This window comes from Marinobacter sp. (genome assembly GCF_041686475.1).
In the GTDB taxonomy this organism is placed as follows: Bacteria; Pseudomonadota; Gammaproteobacteria; order Pseudomonadales; family Oleiphilaceae; genus Marinobacter.
In genome coordinates this window covers 1-15,151 of record NZ_JAWLDU010000039.1, presented here as the reverse complement: position 1 = coordinate 15,151, position 15,151 = coordinate 1, and the positions used below count along the sequence as shown (strand labels likewise).

General features: G+C 56.9%; 14 protein-coding genes. 4 read left to right on the top strand and 10 right to left on the bottom strand.

The window, feature by feature from the left end; all coding sequences use genetic code 11:
* Nucleotides 1-8 precede the first annotated feature (8 nt).
* On the bottom strand, nucleotides 9-1,478 hold the full coding sequence (locus tag ACESMB_RS10300; protein WP_372971480.1) for a protein adenylyltransferase SelO: 1,470 nt from the start codon (nucleotides 1,476-1,478) through the stop codon (nucleotides 9-11).
* Between the two features lie 67 nt (nucleotides 1,479-1,545).
* Between ACESMB_RS10300 and ACESMB_RS10295 the strand changes: the two genes are divergently transcribed.
* On the top strand, nucleotides 1,546-2,127 hold the full coding sequence (locus ACESMB_RS10295) for a MarR family winged helix-turn-helix transcriptional regulator (RefSeq protein WP_372971479.1): 582 nt from the start codon (nucleotides 1,546-1,548) through the stop codon (nucleotides 2,125-2,127).
* Between the two features lie 170 nt (nucleotides 2,128-2,297).
* Here ACESMB_RS10295 and ACESMB_RS10290 read toward each other — a convergent pair whose 3' ends face one another.
* Together ACESMB_RS10290 and ACESMB_RS10285 are read right to left on the bottom strand one after the other, a co-directional pair.
* Nucleotides 2,298-2,477 carry a DUF6522 family protein gene (locus ACESMB_RS10290; RefSeq protein ID WP_372971478.1) on the bottom strand — a complete coding sequence of 60 codons (180 nt, stop codon included), beginning with the start codon at nucleotides 2,475-2,477 and terminating at the stop codon, nucleotides 2,298-2,300.
* 174 nt (nucleotides 2,478-2,651) lie between these two features.
* Nucleotides 2,652-3,335, bottom strand: coding sequence for a response regulator transcription factor (locus tag ACESMB_RS10285; RefSeq protein ID WP_372971477.1), 684 nt, complete (start codon nucleotides 3,333-3,335; stop codon nucleotides 2,652-2,654).
* Between the two features lie 40 nt (nucleotides 3,336-3,375).
* On the opposite strand from ACESMB_RS10285, the gene ACESMB_RS10280 reads away from it, so the two are divergent.
* From ACESMB_RS10280 to rrtA, 3 genes are all read left to right on the top strand, one after another.
* Nucleotides 3,376-5,250, top strand: a complete 1,875-nt coding sequence (locus tag ACESMB_RS10280; RefSeq protein ID WP_372971476.1) for a 7TM-DISM domain-containing protein — start codon at nucleotides 3,376-3,378, stop codon at nucleotides 5,248-5,250.
* A gap of 911 nt (nucleotides 5,251-6,161) precedes the next feature.
* The gene (locus tag ACESMB_RS10275; protein ID WP_372971475.1) at nucleotides 6,162-10,865 is read left to right on the top strand and encodes an InlB B-repeat-containing protein; all 4,704 of its coding nucleotides are present in this window, start codon (nucleotides 6,162-6,164) and stop codon (nucleotides 10,863-10,865) included.
* Nucleotides 10,866-10,884: 19 nt separating this feature from the next.
* Nucleotides 10,885-11,478: a rhombosortase gene (gene rrtA, locus ACESMB_RS10270; RefSeq protein ID WP_372971474.1), complete on the top strand. Its 594-nt coding sequence runs from the start codon at nucleotides 10,885-10,887 to the stop codon at nucleotides 11,476-11,478.
* Here the strand turns inward: rrtA and ACESMB_RS10265 are convergent.
* From ACESMB_RS10265 to ACESMB_RS10235, 7 genes are all read right to left on the bottom strand, one after another.
* Nucleotides 11,463-11,633 (bottom strand): hypothetical protein, encoded by a 171-nt coding sequence (locus ACESMB_RS10265; RefSeq protein WP_372971473.1) that lies wholly within the window; start codon nucleotides 11,631-11,633, stop codon nucleotides 11,463-11,465. The two genes, rrtA and ACESMB_RS10265, sit on opposite strands and share 16 nt — an antisense overlap.
* Before the next feature lie 287 nt (nucleotides 11,634-11,920).
* On the bottom strand, nucleotides 11,921-13,444 hold the full coding sequence (locus ACESMB_RS10260; protein WP_372971472.1) for a protein adenylyltransferase SelO family protein: 1,524 nt from the start codon (nucleotides 13,442-13,444) through the stop codon (nucleotides 11,921-11,923).
* Nucleotides 13,425-13,649, bottom strand: coding sequence for a P-loop NTPase (locus tag ACESMB_RS10255; protein ID WP_372971471.1), 225 nt, complete (start codon nucleotides 13,647-13,649; stop codon nucleotides 13,425-13,427). Before ACESMB_RS10255 ends, ACESMB_RS10260 begins: the two co-directional genes overlap by 20 nt.
* Nucleotides 13,650-13,855: 206 nt before the next feature.
* Nucleotides 13,856-14,179 carry a rhodanese-like domain-containing protein gene (locus tag ACESMB_RS10250; protein WP_372971470.1) on the bottom strand — a complete coding sequence of 108 codons (324 nt, stop codon included), beginning with the start codon at nucleotides 14,177-14,179 and terminating at the stop codon, nucleotides 13,856-13,858.
* An 18-nt stretch (nucleotides 14,180-14,197) separates the two neighbouring features.
* Complete coding sequence (locus tag ACESMB_RS10245; RefSeq protein WP_372971469.1) at nucleotides 14,198-14,425, bottom strand: glutaredoxin domain-containing protein; 228 nt, start codon at nucleotides 14,423-14,425, stop codon at nucleotides 14,198-14,200.
* A 17-nt stretch (nucleotides 14,426-14,442) separates the two neighbouring features.
* Nucleotides 14,443-14,691, bottom strand: coding sequence for a BolA family protein (locus ACESMB_RS10240; RefSeq protein WP_372971468.1), 249 nt, complete (start codon nucleotides 14,689-14,691; stop codon nucleotides 14,443-14,445).
* 286 nt (nucleotides 14,692-14,977) lie between these two features.
* Nucleotides 14,978-15,139: an FAD-dependent oxidoreductase gene (locus ACESMB_RS10235; RefSeq protein ID WP_372971490.1), complete on the bottom strand. Its 162-nt coding sequence runs from the start codon at nucleotides 15,137-15,139 to the stop codon at nucleotides 14,978-14,980.
* Nucleotides 15,140-15,151 lie beyond the last annotated feature (12 nt).

The following is a 15,151-nucleotide window of genomic DNA, read 5'->3' as shown; positions in this document are numbered from 1 at the left end:
CATTTCTTCTAATCCGAAACGCGATAATGCCTGTCAAACGGATTTCTGACCAAATCCAGCACCCTGTAGAGCTCTTTAAAATCGTTGTTGTGAGCATGCTCGGCTGCCCGATTAATAAGATTATCCCGTGGAACATTGACCGGATTGGAATTCATAAGAGCTTCGTAACACTGCTTCGGCGTTCGACCTGTCACCGTCAACCTCAAGTGCCAGCGGCGGTACCAATCAAGATACAGACCGGCATCCGGACCGAAGAGCGCCGCGCTTATGCCACCACCCCCGGTATCTTCGGCAAGCTTATGAAAAAACGAGTGGTAATCGGTCTTGCTCCTTGCGAGCAGCTGGCGAAAATCCTGGATTAACTCGCGGTCCTCAGGCATGGCACCTTCGAGGCCAAGTCGAGCTCTCATCCTGTCTAATAAATAGTCCTCGTAACGCACCTGAAACTCTCTGACAGCACGGGTGGCCTCGGCTACTGCCCGAGACTCGCCGCCATGAAACAGCCCAATGAGCGCTTCGGCCAACCGAGAAAGGTTCCATTGGGCAGCAAACGCCTGACTGCTGAACGCGTAGCGGCCGGTGACATCCAGCGCATTCGGGGTTGCGTCGGGGTCGTAGTAGTCAAGAAAGGCAGACGCCCCGTAGTCCAGCGTTTCTCCGGCTATCGACGTCTTGTCGGTATCCATAACCCCATGTACAAATCCGAGACTCACCCAGTGCGCCACCAGTCTGGCCTGTTTATCCACCGCCCAACGGAGCAATGAAAGGTAGGGGTCCGGCTGTACCATCAGTTCAGGGCACAGTCTGGCAATGGCGTAATCTGCCAGCGTCTGCAATTCATCCCGCTTTTGATGCCTGGCGAAATACTCGAATGTTCCGATGCTGATATGACAGGTCGCCACTCTGGCCAATATGGCACAAGGTTCCGGACTCCCCCTACCAGCACGGCCTCCTGCAACAGTCAGTGCCAACGACCTTGTGGTTGGAACCCCGAGGGCATGCATGGCCTCACTCATCACATACTCCCTGACGGCCTCTGCCAGGGGATACCGGCCATCACCACCCCGGGTAAATGGCGTTCTGCCAATCCCGATTAATTGAATATCCTTTCGCTGCTGGCAACGGTCTATCACCTCGCCAAGCAGCACTGCCCGGTCATCCCCAAGTTTGGAGGCAAATACACCAAATTGATGCCCCGCAAAGGCAGTTGCAATGGGTTTCGCCCCCACGACTAATTGATTACCGGAGAGTAAGCTGGACAAAAGTACCTCATTATCGAGTAAGTCCGGATCACTCATTCCGAGATCACGGGCAAGGGTACGATTCAAGGCAACCAGTTTCGGGTTCACCATCGGGTCCGGATGACCGGGTCTGAAGAACGATTCAGAAAGGCGAGCATAGCTGTTGTCAAAGCACATGCCTGACATGACCTTAGGCGGTCCATTGCTTATCAGGTGAGGTGACGTAACTGCATTCATCTGAACTTTTCCGAAAACTAATGTCGAAACGATACTAGTAACATAACAATAGATTGTCAATTTAGTAGTGAAGCGCTATCATCTGACTATGCCACATTCGCCTGAACGAATTGCTGATTTATTGGTCCACCTGGCCCGTCGCTCCGTGCAGTGCTCTGCGTCAGAACTGACAAGTGCGCAATGGGCGGCGTTGCGGTTTTTTGCTCATGCCAACCGCTTCTCTCGTCAACCGTCTGTGTTTGCCAGTTATCACGGAACCACCCGAGGCACGGCCTCTCAGACGGTAAAATCCTTGGTAAAACTCGGCTATCTGGAACGCAGCCGTGGCCTGAGCGATCGACGAAGCGCTGTGTTCGACGTTACCCAGGCTGGGATGGAAGCCCTGGAAGCAGACCCGTTGAAGGCCCTGGTGCAATCACTCGATGAGTTACCCGCAGACAAACGCGCAGGACTTTGCGAGGCTTTGGTCATGCTGAATAAAAGCACTGAGGAGTCTGGAGAAAGTGAAGAAGATACCCATTTTGGAACCTGCTCCAACTGCAAATATTTTCAACGAAATGGACAGGGCGCCGATTATTGCACCCAATCGGAAGCAGCATTAGACCTTTATGAAATCGATAAGCTTTGCTGCCGGTTCTCAAGTGTCTGACCCAAGAAGGCCTGCATGCGCCTGGCTATTCCAAGACCTCCTGCGTCGTTTCTTGGCGTCATATAATTGCATCAGAGACCGTTTAACGGGGCGCGCAGGCGGGGTGGTTTCATAAAGCTGACTGTAACGCTCTCGAATCAGTGAAAATTGCTGGCCTGAATACCTGAAGGTCAGCCTTGTTCGCCCGGCATCCTCGCCCCTCCGCACTCAACCAGCGTAGACACCTTGCCAGCACTCATAGCCTCCCTTAGCAACGCCACTGACATATCAAAAAAGGAAGCAAGCAACTCGGCGTCAACAACGATGTCGGCCTCATGGAACTGGACACCATCCGAGGAAAAGGTTTTCACTCTTCGTCTCCTTTGGCGAAACAGCTGTGGCAGGCATCAGACTTTCGCCTTTAAATTCGAAAAACACCGGGGCTGCTATACTCTATTGTATAGTCAGCAAAGCCTTCCGCACTGAGGCAATGGGGCGGAATTTGAACGCTCTCTGCCGTAGATTCGCAAGGGTTTCATGTGGAATCAATCCGCAAAAGCGTAGCCACGGTTTCTGAAGGTATGCACCGGCAGCGCTTCCCCGGTTTCTCTGGCGATATTGCTCCGTAACCGGCTGAGCACAGGGTCCAGCCGGCGGGTGTCGTTTGCCTGGCCGCTGGGGGGCAGGGCCTGGCAAAGTTGTTCCCGCGTTACCGGGGCATGCGGGCTTTGCATCAGTAATTCCAGAAGTTTTGCCTCGGTGCTTGTGACCCCCACGGTTCCGCCACCCGGGGCGTGAAGCGTGCGCGTGGTGGCATCGAGGCGCCAACTCGGGGCCGGGTTCCGGAAGTCCGCTGCCTGCAGCCTTGCCACCAGTTGATCCGTTTGCGCCTTCAATTCCGGCAGGTTAACCGGTTTGATCATATAGGCATCGGCACCCACCGTCAGCCCGGCGATGCGGTCCTCCAGCTGCCCCCGGGCGGTTACCATAATAATGCCAAGGCTCAGGCCAAGGGTCTGGCGCAGCTGCCTGGCCACCGTTATGCCATCGCCGTCCGGCAGGTTCAGGTCAAGGATCAGTACATGCCAGTTGCCTGTCTGTAACTTTTCCCGCATCTCGGCTACATTGTTGGCACCGTCAGCGTTGAAACCATAAAAATTGAAAAAATCCACCATCTCGATACAGAGGTCGACCGAGTCTTCCGTTATCAGAATGTTTGCGGGGGTCATTTGTGTTCGCCGTCTTTTATGCCTGTTGCTGACATTGTTTGTGGTTTCAATATGTCACGGCGCCCAGGGGCTGTCCCGTGAAGATGGGCTGGTGATCGAGCCCGGCCAGAGCGGGCCGGTTGATCTGGGCGCCTACGCACGTGTTCACAGGGAGGCCGGGCCTGACCCAAGTATAGACGAGTTCCCGGCGCCGTCATCGTTGCCTGCCATGGCGGTTTTTGAAAAGCTGGATGGGCCTCTCTCGTTCGGGTTTACCCGGGATGTGATCTGGCTGCACTGGCAGATCTTGCAAACGGGGGACCAGCCGGCTACCTGGTGGCTGCAGGTGGCGCCCACATTCCTGGACCAGGTGGAATTGTACCTGCAGGACGCGGATGGCGGCCTGACCCGCCTGGAGTCGGGAGATCACGTACCGCTGCAGAAACGACCCATGGCCTCCCGCCATTTTCTGTTCCCGGTGACCCTCACCAACCAGCCAATAGATCTGTTTGTACGGGTGCGGTCCACCAGCACGGTAACGGCAAGCTTTAACCTGTGGCACCCGGATGCTTTTCTGAACTTCGCCAGCCAGCAAAACCTGCTGTACGGACTGCTGTTCGGCCTGACCCTGCTTGCCCTGGTGATCGCCCTGCTGAGCTGGTTCTGGCTGCGCCAGGTTTTTTTCCTGAATGCGGCTTTGTACCTGCTGGCCTATGGCGGCCTGCACCTGTCACTGAACGGATTTGACCAGTGGCTGTTTTACCCCGCATCGCCCTGGCTGTCGGATTCCCTCGTTGGCATGGCCGGCTATGGCAGTGGCGCAGCCCTTACGGCGACCGTACTGAGCTATTTGCGGCCCCGGCAGGATCACCCCTGGCTCTGGGGCCTGCTGGCTGGCTGCGTGGGTGTGGCCAGTGCCGGAACGCTGGTAGCGGCACTGGGGTATTACCCGTTGATTGCACCCTTTCTTATGTTGTTAAGCCTGGTTGTTGTGTCCGGCCTGCTGGCCCTGTGCCTGCTGACATTGCGCAAACAACCCCTGGAAGCCAGCCTGATGCTGTTGCTGTTTGGCCCGGGTTTCGTGGCGATTGTGCTGCAGGCACTGCGAAACCTGGGCTATTTACCCCTGAATTTCTGGACATCCCACCTGTGGGCCGTGACTGCCCTTTTCCAGGTGCTGTTCACGGCTTTGGCCGTGTTGCTGAAGGTTCGCACGGAACAGGCGCTGCTGCGGGCAGAGCGGGAGCGCAGCCAGACAGAACGGGAATTCCTGGGCATGATGGCCCACGAGCTGCGCACGCCCCTGGCCATCTTTGAATCCGCTCTGACCAATATCCGGTTAAGGGTGCAATCCGTTCAGCCCGAACTTGCCCCCCGATTCCAACGGGTAACCACCGCACTGGCGCGAATGAACACCCTGATCGACAATGCCCTGGCCGAAGACCGTATCAACGGTGACGGGCTGCGTTTCGAATTTCAGCCCGTTCGCCCCTCCGAGGTGGCAGAGCAGGTAAAAAACCTGGCCCTGACCAGTGACAAACAGCGCTTACAGATCGTGTTGCCGGAAGACGACAGGCCGGTTTCGGCCGACCCCTACTGGCTGGTACTGGCACTACTGAACCTGCTGGACAACGCGGTGAAATACTCGCCGGCAGGAGGTCTTATCCAGCTTGCCTTTGAATGGGATTCGGCAAGCCTGCGGATACGGGTGCAGGACGGCGGAATCGGCGTGCCAGCGGATGCCGCAGGCCGCCTGTTTGAACGATTTTTCCGTGCACCCAATGCCCGGGCCCTGCCCGGCGCATCCGGTATTGGCCTTGGGCTGCACCTGGTAAAACAGGTGGTTGAGGGCCATGGCGGCGCCGTGTGGTATGAAGCTGCCCCGGAAGGCGGATCCCGGTTCACCATTTCCGTGCCTGCGGGCACGCCATCCTGAATGTCCCTCTCGAATACTGAGTCTTAAACCCTGAATACCCCAACCACCATCAAGACTGCATCGATGCATCTGCAAGGTTATGCAAGGTTATGCAAGGTTATGCATGTTATCGCAATAAAAAAGCCTATTATTCAACGTGTTATAGGTATCCTTCCGACCCGATTGGGCTATGATTGAGTCTGGGGTAGCCCCGTGCTTTTGCCCCGCCCACTGCTAATAACAACCGACTCTCCCGGACCCTGGCAAAAAAAACAGCAAAGGTCCCATCGGCAACATCAAGAGGTTTTGCTATGAAGGCGCATCATTCCGACAAGAGACAGCTTCGCCGGGCTGAAAGGGGCAAATGGCTGGCACTCAAGCTTGTGATGGCACTAATGGGGCTGGTACTGGCTAGTGAGGTGGCATTGGCCGATCTTGCTGACGGAAAGTTTGGTCGGGCACAGGTATTCGACGTGCAGCGATCACCTCCATTTCCTGACGCCGGAAGCTCATTTACTGTATCTGGTTTCCAAGAACCCAACGAACCTCCTAATTTCACGCCTTACACAATCCCGGAGGGTGGGTGGATAGAGTTCGAACAAGTCAGTGGAGACCCGAACTGTAGTTATAGCATTGAGCTATACGACACCAATGGCACATTAGACCGGCAAATACACTCCGAGGGTGAAGTTTATGGCTTGGGGCAAGCGGGTTTTCTCCATGTCAGTGGCGGCGAAAGTCCAGGGACTGGAACATTTGTTGCAAATAGTGGCGGATTTGATACTGGAGACTCATTCACTTATACGCCGGAAACCGGGCTTGCGACCTGTTTACAGACGGAAAGCTACCCGGCCAATCCTGTTCCGAATGATGAGCCGACCACTAACTATGACGTTGGTGGATCTCTGACGGGACTTGGTGATGGTCAAACTGTGGTGTTGCGCCAGGGCGCGGAAACGCTCAGTTCAACCAGCAACGGTGCTTTTAGCTTCCCGACACCACTAGCGGATGGCAGTAGTTACGGCGTTGTTATTGATGAACAACCAAGCAACCAGGTTTGCGATGTGACCAATGGAAGTGGTTCTATTTCGAGCTCCGACGTCACCAACGTCTCTGTGAGTTGCGTCACCAGCGATTTTAGTATTGGCGGCACGGTTACAGGCCTTGAAGGCAGTGGCCTGGTACTGCAGAACGATGGTGGTGACGATCTGTCGATTGCCGCCAATGGCAGTTTCACCTTTGCCACGGCGCTGGCCGACGGCAGTGGTTACGACGTCACAGTGCTGACCCAGCCGGGTTCGCCCAGTCAGACCTGTAATATCAGCAATAGCAGTGGCACGCTTGCCGGTGCCAACATCACTGATGTGACAGTGAACTGTATTACCGACACTTTCACTCTGAGTTTTGACAGTGCCGGTGGCACGCAGGTGGACGACATCACTCAGGATTCTGGCACAGCCATCACCGAACCATCTAACCCAACTCGGGAAGGCTATAGCTTTCTCGATTGGGATCCAGAGCTACCCGCCACTATGCCTGCCGGTGATCTTGATTTGACTGCCCAATGGACCGCCAACACCTACAGCATTGCTTATGATGCCAATGAAGGCACGGGTACGACCGCTGACAGCAGTCACACATATGATACTGCGTCTGCACTGACCAGCAACGGCTTTACCCGGGAAGGCTACAGCTTTGCCGGTTGGAACACTGCTGCCGATGGGTCTGGAACCAGTTACGCCGATGGCGAAAGCGTTACTGATCTATCAGCTACCAATGGCGCAACGGTCACCCTTTATGCCCAGTGGACCGGCAACACCTACAGCATTGCTTATGACGCCAATGAAGGCACGGGCACGACCACTGACAGCAGTCATACTTACGATACGGCGTCTGCACTGACCAATAACGGCTTTAATCGGGAAGGCTACAGCTTTGCCGGTTGGAACACTGCTGCCGATGGGACTGGGACCAGTTACGCCGATGGCGCAAGTGTTACCGATCTATCTGCTACCGATGGCGCAACGGTCACCCTTTATGCCCAGTGGACGGCGAACGAGTACGCCCTGACCTTCGATAGTGACGGTGGCACTGAGGTTGCCGATATTACTCAGGACTTCGGCACCGCCATCACCGCCCCGACCGACCCGACCCGCGAAGGCTTCACTTTTGCCGGCTGGGATCCGGTGGTGCCCGCCACCATGCCGGTGAATGGCCTTGCGCTGACGGCGCAGTGGGACGAGGTAGCCCTGAATATCACAGCTACGGCACTGGAAGGCGGCAGCGTTTCCCCTGAAAGCGCAAGTGTGGGCCTGGGCGACACGGCGGAGTTCCAGTTCACTGTGGACGGGGGCTATCTGTTCGATCAGGCCAGTGGCTGTGGCCTGGCCGTATCCGGGCAGACTTTGACCACCGCTGAGATCACGGAAGACTGCTCGATTCAGGTCAGTTTTGAGCGTGTGGCCTCTGCCGGTTCCGGTACCGAAGAAGATCCGTTTATTATCACCGATGGCGCGGACCTGCCCAATCTTGACAGGTATAAAACAAGCTTCTTTGTGCTGGATGGTGGCGAAGATTCGACCCTGGAAGTCGGAAGCGGCTGGCAGCCCATTGGCAGCGATGAAGATCCGTTCACCGGCTCGGTGACCAGCATTGACGGCAACCCCGTTATCCTGACCGGGCTGGGTGGCCAGCCGGTGTTCGATCAGATTGGCCCCGGCGCCCGGGTTTCCAACCTGATCATTCAGGGCAGCCAGAATCCGTCGGCGGGCGACAACGCCGGGCTGCTGGCAAACAGCATTCGTGGTACTGAAGAAAACCCCGCGAACGTAAGTAATATCACCATCGACGCAACCAGCAGCATCAGTGGCAGCGGCGCCGTGGGTGGCCTGGCAGGCACGGTTGAATACGCCAACCTGACGGGCATTACCATCGAAGGCGATGTGAATGGCGGTGACCAGGTGGGTGGCGTAGCCGGCACACTGGAGCGCAGCACCGCCAGGGATATTCTGGTCAATGGTGATGTGACGGGTAGCGGCGTTCAGATCGGCGGCATAGCCGGTCGCATTGACGATGCCGGTATCAGCGACGGTGCCGTGAATGGCAATGTTGCCGGTGGCGGTGAAGTCGGCGGCATTGGCGGCAATGTGTCAGCCTCGGATCTGCGCAACCTTGCCTTTAATGGCGGCGTTACGGGCGGCAGCAGTGATGATGACCTGGTCGGCGTGGTGGACCAGAGCTCGGATATCCAGCAGGTTGCAAAAGACACCGGCGAGTCACCAGCCCAGCCTTTCAGCTGGCAACTGCTGAGTGCCAATGGTGACCCGTTGGAGAACGATATTCTGGCCACGGATGACGATATTCTGATTGCCATCGAGGGTGGCGTTCTGCCGCTGGCGATCAACGGCACGGTTCAGCGCGGCAATGCAACCGAAGATCTCGCGCAGGAAATCCGCCAGGGCGTGGTACTGAAAGACGCTGATGGCGACCGCAATGTACTGACCTTGCGCGACAACCGTTATGTGTTCCGCGCCCAGCGGGGTGGCCTGTACGAGCTGAACTTTGAAGACAGCGATGGCCAGGCATTTACTGCTGAACTGGATATTCGCGCTCAGGTTGCCTTCACCAGTACCCGGCAGCCGGCTGCAACCGGTGAGGAAGTGACGGTGAGGGCCGCGCTGCAGGGTATTCCGGCACAGTTCCCGGTTACCGTGCCTTACCAGGTGGAAAACCACAATCTGCTGGGCAGTTCTGACCTGGATGCCACCGGCAGCTTCCGGTTTGAAGCCGGCGGCGAACAGGAAAGCATTGTATCCCTCCGTCTTACCCCTGCGGCCACCGTTGGCGACGTAACCATCGCGCTGCAGCAGGGCCAGGGCGCCGACGATGCGCTGCTGGGTAACCCCGCCGAGCATCGCCTGGTACTGCGCCAGCCCGCCGAATTGCCCTTGCCCGTGCGTCTGGGCATTGAGCAGGGCGTTGACGACTTGTCTGACCTGCCGGTTGCCTCCCGCAACGAGGGTGTAGTAACCGTCACCGCAATCAGCCCTGCAAACGGGGTAGCGTTTGATCCGGCTTCCCACAGTTTCGACTGGAGCCAGTCGTCGCTTGTGCTTGGTGTTCAGAACGAAACAGGCGCCAGCGTGCAGATTGACCCGGCCCGGATGACAACTGAAGACCTGGGCACGGTGCGGGTTCTGGTTACTGAAACTGCAGGTGCCCAGCGCCAGGTGACTGCGGCAACGCGGCTGCGGTTTGTGGGCGACGACGACCTTGAAGCCATCGTTGCCTTCGACGGATTCCTGACCGACGGGCAGGACAGCCGTAACCGGCGGCCGATCTGTCCCGAGGGTAGCGGTAACTTCAGGGACCAGCCAGACCGCAATTGCAGCGAGACTGATCGCACCGAAGGGGCCGTCTACCTGGAAGCACCCATTGGCTACAGGCTGGCCCTTGGCCAGATGTCTGAGCGGGCTTCCTGGGAAACCGGCGATTTCGGCCTGGAAATCAGCGACGATGAAATCCGTGACGAGGGGGCTGATGTTGCTGTCAGAAACGCCCGTGATACGTTGTTCCGCCACCTTGGTTACCTGGTGGACTTCGAAGTGTCCGGGCTGGATTTTGCCGGCCAGTCGGTGCCGGTGGTTATTCCCCTGCCAAGGGGCGAGGCGATACCGGCGGATGCCGTGTGGCGCAAATATATTCGCCAGAACTGGGAAACCTTTGCCGAAGATGACGCCAACCAGCTGTTCTCTGCCTCGTCTGCCGGTGACTGCCCATGGCCCGGTTCCGACCGCTGGACAGCCGGGCTGACCGAGGGTGATAACTGTGTCCGTCTGGTGATCCAGGACGGCGGCCCGAATGATCTGGATGGCGTTGCCGACGGGGTGATCCGTGACCCGGGCACGTTGGCCGTCAATAATGGCAGTGACGGCCAGAAGCTTGTCAGTAACGGTGGCGGTGGCGGCCTGAGCTCCATGGGCGGCATGCTGCTTGTGTTGGCGGCCCTGAGTCTGTTCAGGCGGCGCCGGTTGCTGCTAGTGCTGGCACTGCTGGCCGCCGGTTCCGCGCAGGCGCAGACCGGCGGTAACTGGTCCCTGGGCGCCCAGTTGGGCCAGGCCTCGACGGATATCAGCAGCGCAGATATCAACGACCGCCTGAACAAAGCGGGGGTGACGGGCCAGGCCTCGGTAACTGACAATGATCGCCTGGCTGGCCGGATTTTCATTGGTTACCAGTGGAACCGGTATCTGGGCTTCGAAGGCGGGCTGGTCGATCTTGGCGAGATTACCATGCGCCTTTCGGGCACCGACCCCGGCCTGAGCGCCGCTGATCTTGATGACGTCCGGCCCGGAACAGGTCGCGGCCTGGAGTTTTCCGCTGTTGGCCGTTATCCGCTGACCGAGGAGCTGGATGTGACCGGTCGGTTGGGCATGCTGCGCTGGCGTACAAGCCTGAATTTCGAGGGTGGCGGCTCGGACCTTAACATGGGTAACGATGCGGTTTTCGGTCTTGGCCTGGAATACCGGCTTCATGAATCCTGGTCTGCCCGCGTATCGATTGACCGCTACCGGGTAGAACACGACGACACAGATCTGGCCGCCGTTGGGATAAGTTATCATTTTGGCGGGCGCTGAGTTCCCTTACAGCCTCATAATGCAGCGCCGGGCCCGCCTGTTTTCCTGCGCCTTTCCGTTGGGCGCAGGGCTGATGATGGTGGCCGTTTTCCTGTCGGGTGCCGGGGTTGCTGACGCCCTGATGTATCATCGGCCGTCTGTTCTGGGCGGGGAATGGTGGCGGTTGTTGACCGGCCACTGGGTTCACCGAAGCGGCTACCATCTGGCCCTGAACCTGGCGGGGCTGGTTCTGGTCTGGCATCTGTTTGGTGAGTTTCTGCAGGGGCGCCACTGGTTGGTGCTGACATTCCTGGTGGCGCTGGGCCAGTCTGTCAGCTTGATGTTTGTTTACTCGGATATCCTGTGGTTCGAAGGACTGTCCGGGCTGTTACACGGACTGTTGGCTGCCGGTGCCGTCATCGCTTTTTCGCGGGCCCCGGTGGTTTCGGGGCTGGTTCTGGCAGTGCTTGCGTTCAAGCTTGCTGCCGAGGCCTGGTTTGGTGGTTCGGCGCAGATGGAGGCCTTGCTGGGCCAGCCGGTTCTGGCTGAATCCCACTGGTGCGGAGCCATTGCCGGCTTGCTTGGTGGTTGTATTCTGGCAATCTGGTCAAGAGGGGTTCAACCCACTGACTGAGGCTGGCAATAAGCCGGCTCATCCGGCTTTTCGAATGGCGTTTGCACGGCCTTCAGCAAGCGGTGGAATTCGGCGAAGTCGCCATCAACGGCCCTTGCGGCTGCCCGTTCAACAAGATGGTTGCGGGGGATGACCAGCGGGGTGGCAGTGGTCATTGCCCGGTGGCACTCCTCCGGGTTCCGGCCGGTTAGGGTCAGCGCAAGATGCCAGCGGCAATACCAGTTGAGATAATCCACAGGCCCGGAACACAAAAGTGCAAAGTTTGAAGGGGCTACCCAGCCCCTTGACCCTTCCCGGAAACATGCACCTCAATAAAGTGCGTCTCTCTCTTCCCCTCGTCTCCCAGTTGCCTGAATAGGCTTTAGTTGAGTTCCGGTTCGTCCATGCCGAGTAACTACAATGTAGCCACGCATATCTTCTCAAGTCGCCTGAGAGATTTCGTTCAGCCGTGGAGAATGATTTTCTGGCCATTCGATGAGCTGAGATGGTGCCAAATATCATCAGGCAATGAAGAAAATTCGTGAAAAAAGACAGTGTAATCCACGGGCGTTTGCGTCATCAGCATCATCAGCTCCCTGAAGAGTTCGACATCAAAAGCCTCAAGGCCCAGTTTTGCTGACCACATCCTTCGCATTTCCGCCTGCATCACCTCCGGGAAACCCCGCTCAATCGCCTCAAGTTGAGCCAGTTCGTCCTCATGAGCGCCTAACAACGGCCTCAGGGCTGAACAGAAACTCTTGAAGTTTTGTTCTGCCGCCGCGGGTTGGTTTAAGAAAGCGAAATGCTGTCCCCCACCGGTCCATGGTTGATAAAAGGGTTCAAATATTTCACAGAATCCGAAGGGCCCGTAATCCAGTGTAAAACCGCCGGCAGCGCAGTTGTCACTGTTAAAATTGCCCTGGCAGTAACCAACCCTGATCCAGTTCGCTACCAGTGAGGCAAGACGGCTGCGGAACGCCCGCGCGAGCATCACGATTTTCGTCGGAGTCGCAAGGGTTTGGTCAATATCGCCGTTGTACTCCCGGTCCATCAGGTGCAGCACCAGCTGCTCCAGCTCTTCAAGCGCACGGGGGTGTTCCTGCTTCCGGGCCCTGCGTCCGAAGAGTTCGAGTTGGCCCACCCGAATGAATGACGGAGCCACACGGGTCGAGATCGCAACCGGCTCTGGAATAAGCTGGTCCGGGTCCCTTGCATGGGAGCCCTCAGAGTACCAGGGCCGTCGCACCTTCTCCGTTTTCGATACGTACAGACTCAGAGACCGGGAGGTGGGCACGCCCAACGCGTGCATGTGCTCCTGCGCAAGGAATTCACGAACGCTGGAGCGCAGAACGGCCCGGCCATCGGCCCCGCGACAGTAGGGCGTTCGCCCGCCACCTTTTAACTGCATTTCCCAACGCCGGCCATTCAGGACAGCTTCAAGCACCGAAATTGCACGGCCGTCGCCATATGGCTTCAAAACCGCCTCCGCACCGAGAAGCTGGTTCACGAGCCCACTGGCTATGTCAGAGTATACGGCAGCTGTCATTGACGCTGGCTGGGCCGCAACAATCGGCCGACCTTCGTCACCACAGGTCACAACATCAGCGTCCAGAGGCAGAGCCCCCAGAAACGGGACACCAAGTTCCTCACTCATTGCCTCGCCTCCACCACGGAGGCCGAGTGTCCTGACCTGGACTTTTTCAAACATCCGTAAGCCACGGCGGGCAATTTTAAGACTCACGGCCTGGGGAGTTGTCACGATCACCACGCCCGAAAGCGGCATATTCTGAGCCAGAGTCAGCTGCACGTCGCCCGTTCCAGGGGGAAGATCAAGGAGCAGGTAATCAAGGGTTCCCCACTCAACGCCGCCAACAAACATGTTCAGGTATTTACCGACCATGGGGCCACGCAGAACCGCAGGCTGGTCATCACCGGCAAACATGGCCATCGATACCACCTTGAGGCCTTCACTCTCTGCCGGAATCATCCTGCCATCCATTGTGGTGGCTGGTTTTTTTGCCTGCAGGTATGTTCAGCATGCCGGGAATACTGGGGCCGAGAATATCGGCATCAACAATACCTACACTCGCTCCCTGCTGCTGCAATGCCAGCGCCAGATTGACCGTGACCGTCGACTTGCCAACACCGCCTTTACCGCTGCCTACGGCAACAATGTGTTTAATCCCCGGCAATCTTTCTGATTCACCAGAAGGCCGGGATACATCTGAGGTATCCCGGGGCCCAGAATGACTGTCACTAATCTGTGTCACTTGGATCCAGCTACTCCCGGCCGACTGGTGCACGCTCGGCTTTCGCTTGCGGCGCCAGAACAACAACGAACTCCACTTCATAAGCCTGTCGCATCCAATTACTCAGGGGGTGTGAACAAGCACCAGACTCAATAAGTCGGCATTTGAGCATCTACTTGCGCGGCCCACGCATGGACGCCACCGGATAAATTGATAATCCGTGAAAAGCCGTTCCTCTCCAGAAACAGCCCGACATCCATGCTCCGCACGCCGTGATGGCAGATGCAGACAATTGGCCGATCAGCATCGAGCTCAGAGAGCCTTTCTGGGACCGTATTCATGGGCATGGAGACCGAACCATCAATGCGACAAATCTGGAATTCCCAGGGCTCGCGTACATCCAGCAACAAAGGCACTCCATCCTCGTCTTGCGCCAATGAGGCGGCAAGATCTGGCGCTGTTACGTTCCGCAAGACTTTCTCCTCCCGCAGTTATCCGGCTTTGGCTGACTGCAGCAGTTTTTGCAATTCACCCTGCTCATAAAGCTCGCGAACAATGCCGTTTCCGCCGATGAACTCGCCCTGGATGTATAGCTGTGGAATGGTCGGCCAGCTGCTGAATACCTTGATACCTTCGCGCGCTGCCTGGGGCTGTCCTTTCATGTAAAGCACAACGGCGTCTGAACCAATCTGGGTAGCAATTTTCTCCTGTACACCCATAAAAACTCTCCCCGAAGTTATTTGATGTTCAATTCCGCCCAGGCGTCGGGCGTGAAGGTCCGCATGGCAAGCGCATGAATCTCGAAGCGCATTCGGTCTCCAAGTGATTGATAAACCAATTGGTGCTGCTGGATTCTGTTTTTTCCGACAAAATCGGAGCTCACGATCACGGCTTGGAAGTGCTGTCCATCATCGCCCTCCACTTCAATGTGATCACAGTTCAACCCTTCCGAGATGTATTCTTTCAATCGGTTCGCCGTCAGCATTCTGTCCTCACAGTGAGTTGATACAAACATTAGACTCGATTCCCAAAATACAATATCGCATCGAAACTACCTTGTCAGCTTAGTATCGTTTCGATACATTTACACTCGAGGGGCCTGCCTCATGCCGAAGTCGCAGAATATCTTTAATTTTGCGCATTGTTAGTCTCATCTTGGCCACTGCTCATACTCCTTGCCTCGGGGAAGGCTGGGAGATTAGCAGGTTCGATTCAAATCAATGCGTTAGATTGGTTTTTGGAAGTCAGTGACCTGTCGTTCTGGATTCCGATCACCGATTCTGGAAAATCGGCAAAAATGATCGGATAAAACCAGAATCAATGATCGGAATGAGCCAGAATATGCACTCGTCTGCTTCAACCAGGGTCACGTTTTTTCGGCGGCGTCCAAGCGCAAGTGCCAGTGAGAGCCCCGTAATACCACCGCCAACAATCAGAACGGACTG

Coding starts and splice junctions, on each gene's coding strand:
- ACESMB_RS10300 (WP_372971480.1), bottom strand. CDS start 1,478: ATGAATGCAGTTACGTCACCTCACCTGATAAGCAATGGACCGCCTAAG.
- ACESMB_RS10265 (WP_372971473.1), bottom strand. CDS start 11,633: ATGACCACTGCCACCCCGCTGGTCATCCCCCGCAACCATCTTGTTGAA.
- ACESMB_RS10240 (WP_372971468.1), bottom strand. CDS start 14,691: ATGCTGACGGCGAACCGATTGAAAGAATACATCTCGGAAGGGTTGAAC.
- ACESMB_RS10245 (WP_372971469.1), bottom strand. CDS start 14,425: ATGGGTGTACAGGAGAAAATTGCTACCCAGATTGGTTCAGACGCCGTT.
- rrtA (WP_372971474.1), top strand. CDS start 10,885: ATGCAGCGCCGGGCCCGCCTGTTTTCCTGCGCCTTTCCGTTGGGCGCA.
- ACESMB_RS10260 (WP_372971472.1), bottom strand. CDS start 13,444: ATGATTCCGGCAGAGAGTGAAGGCCTCAAGGTGGTATCGATGGCCATG.
- ACESMB_RS10285 (WP_372971477.1), bottom strand. CDS start 3,335: ATGACCCCCGCAAACATTCTGATAACGGAAGACTCGGTCGACCTCTGT.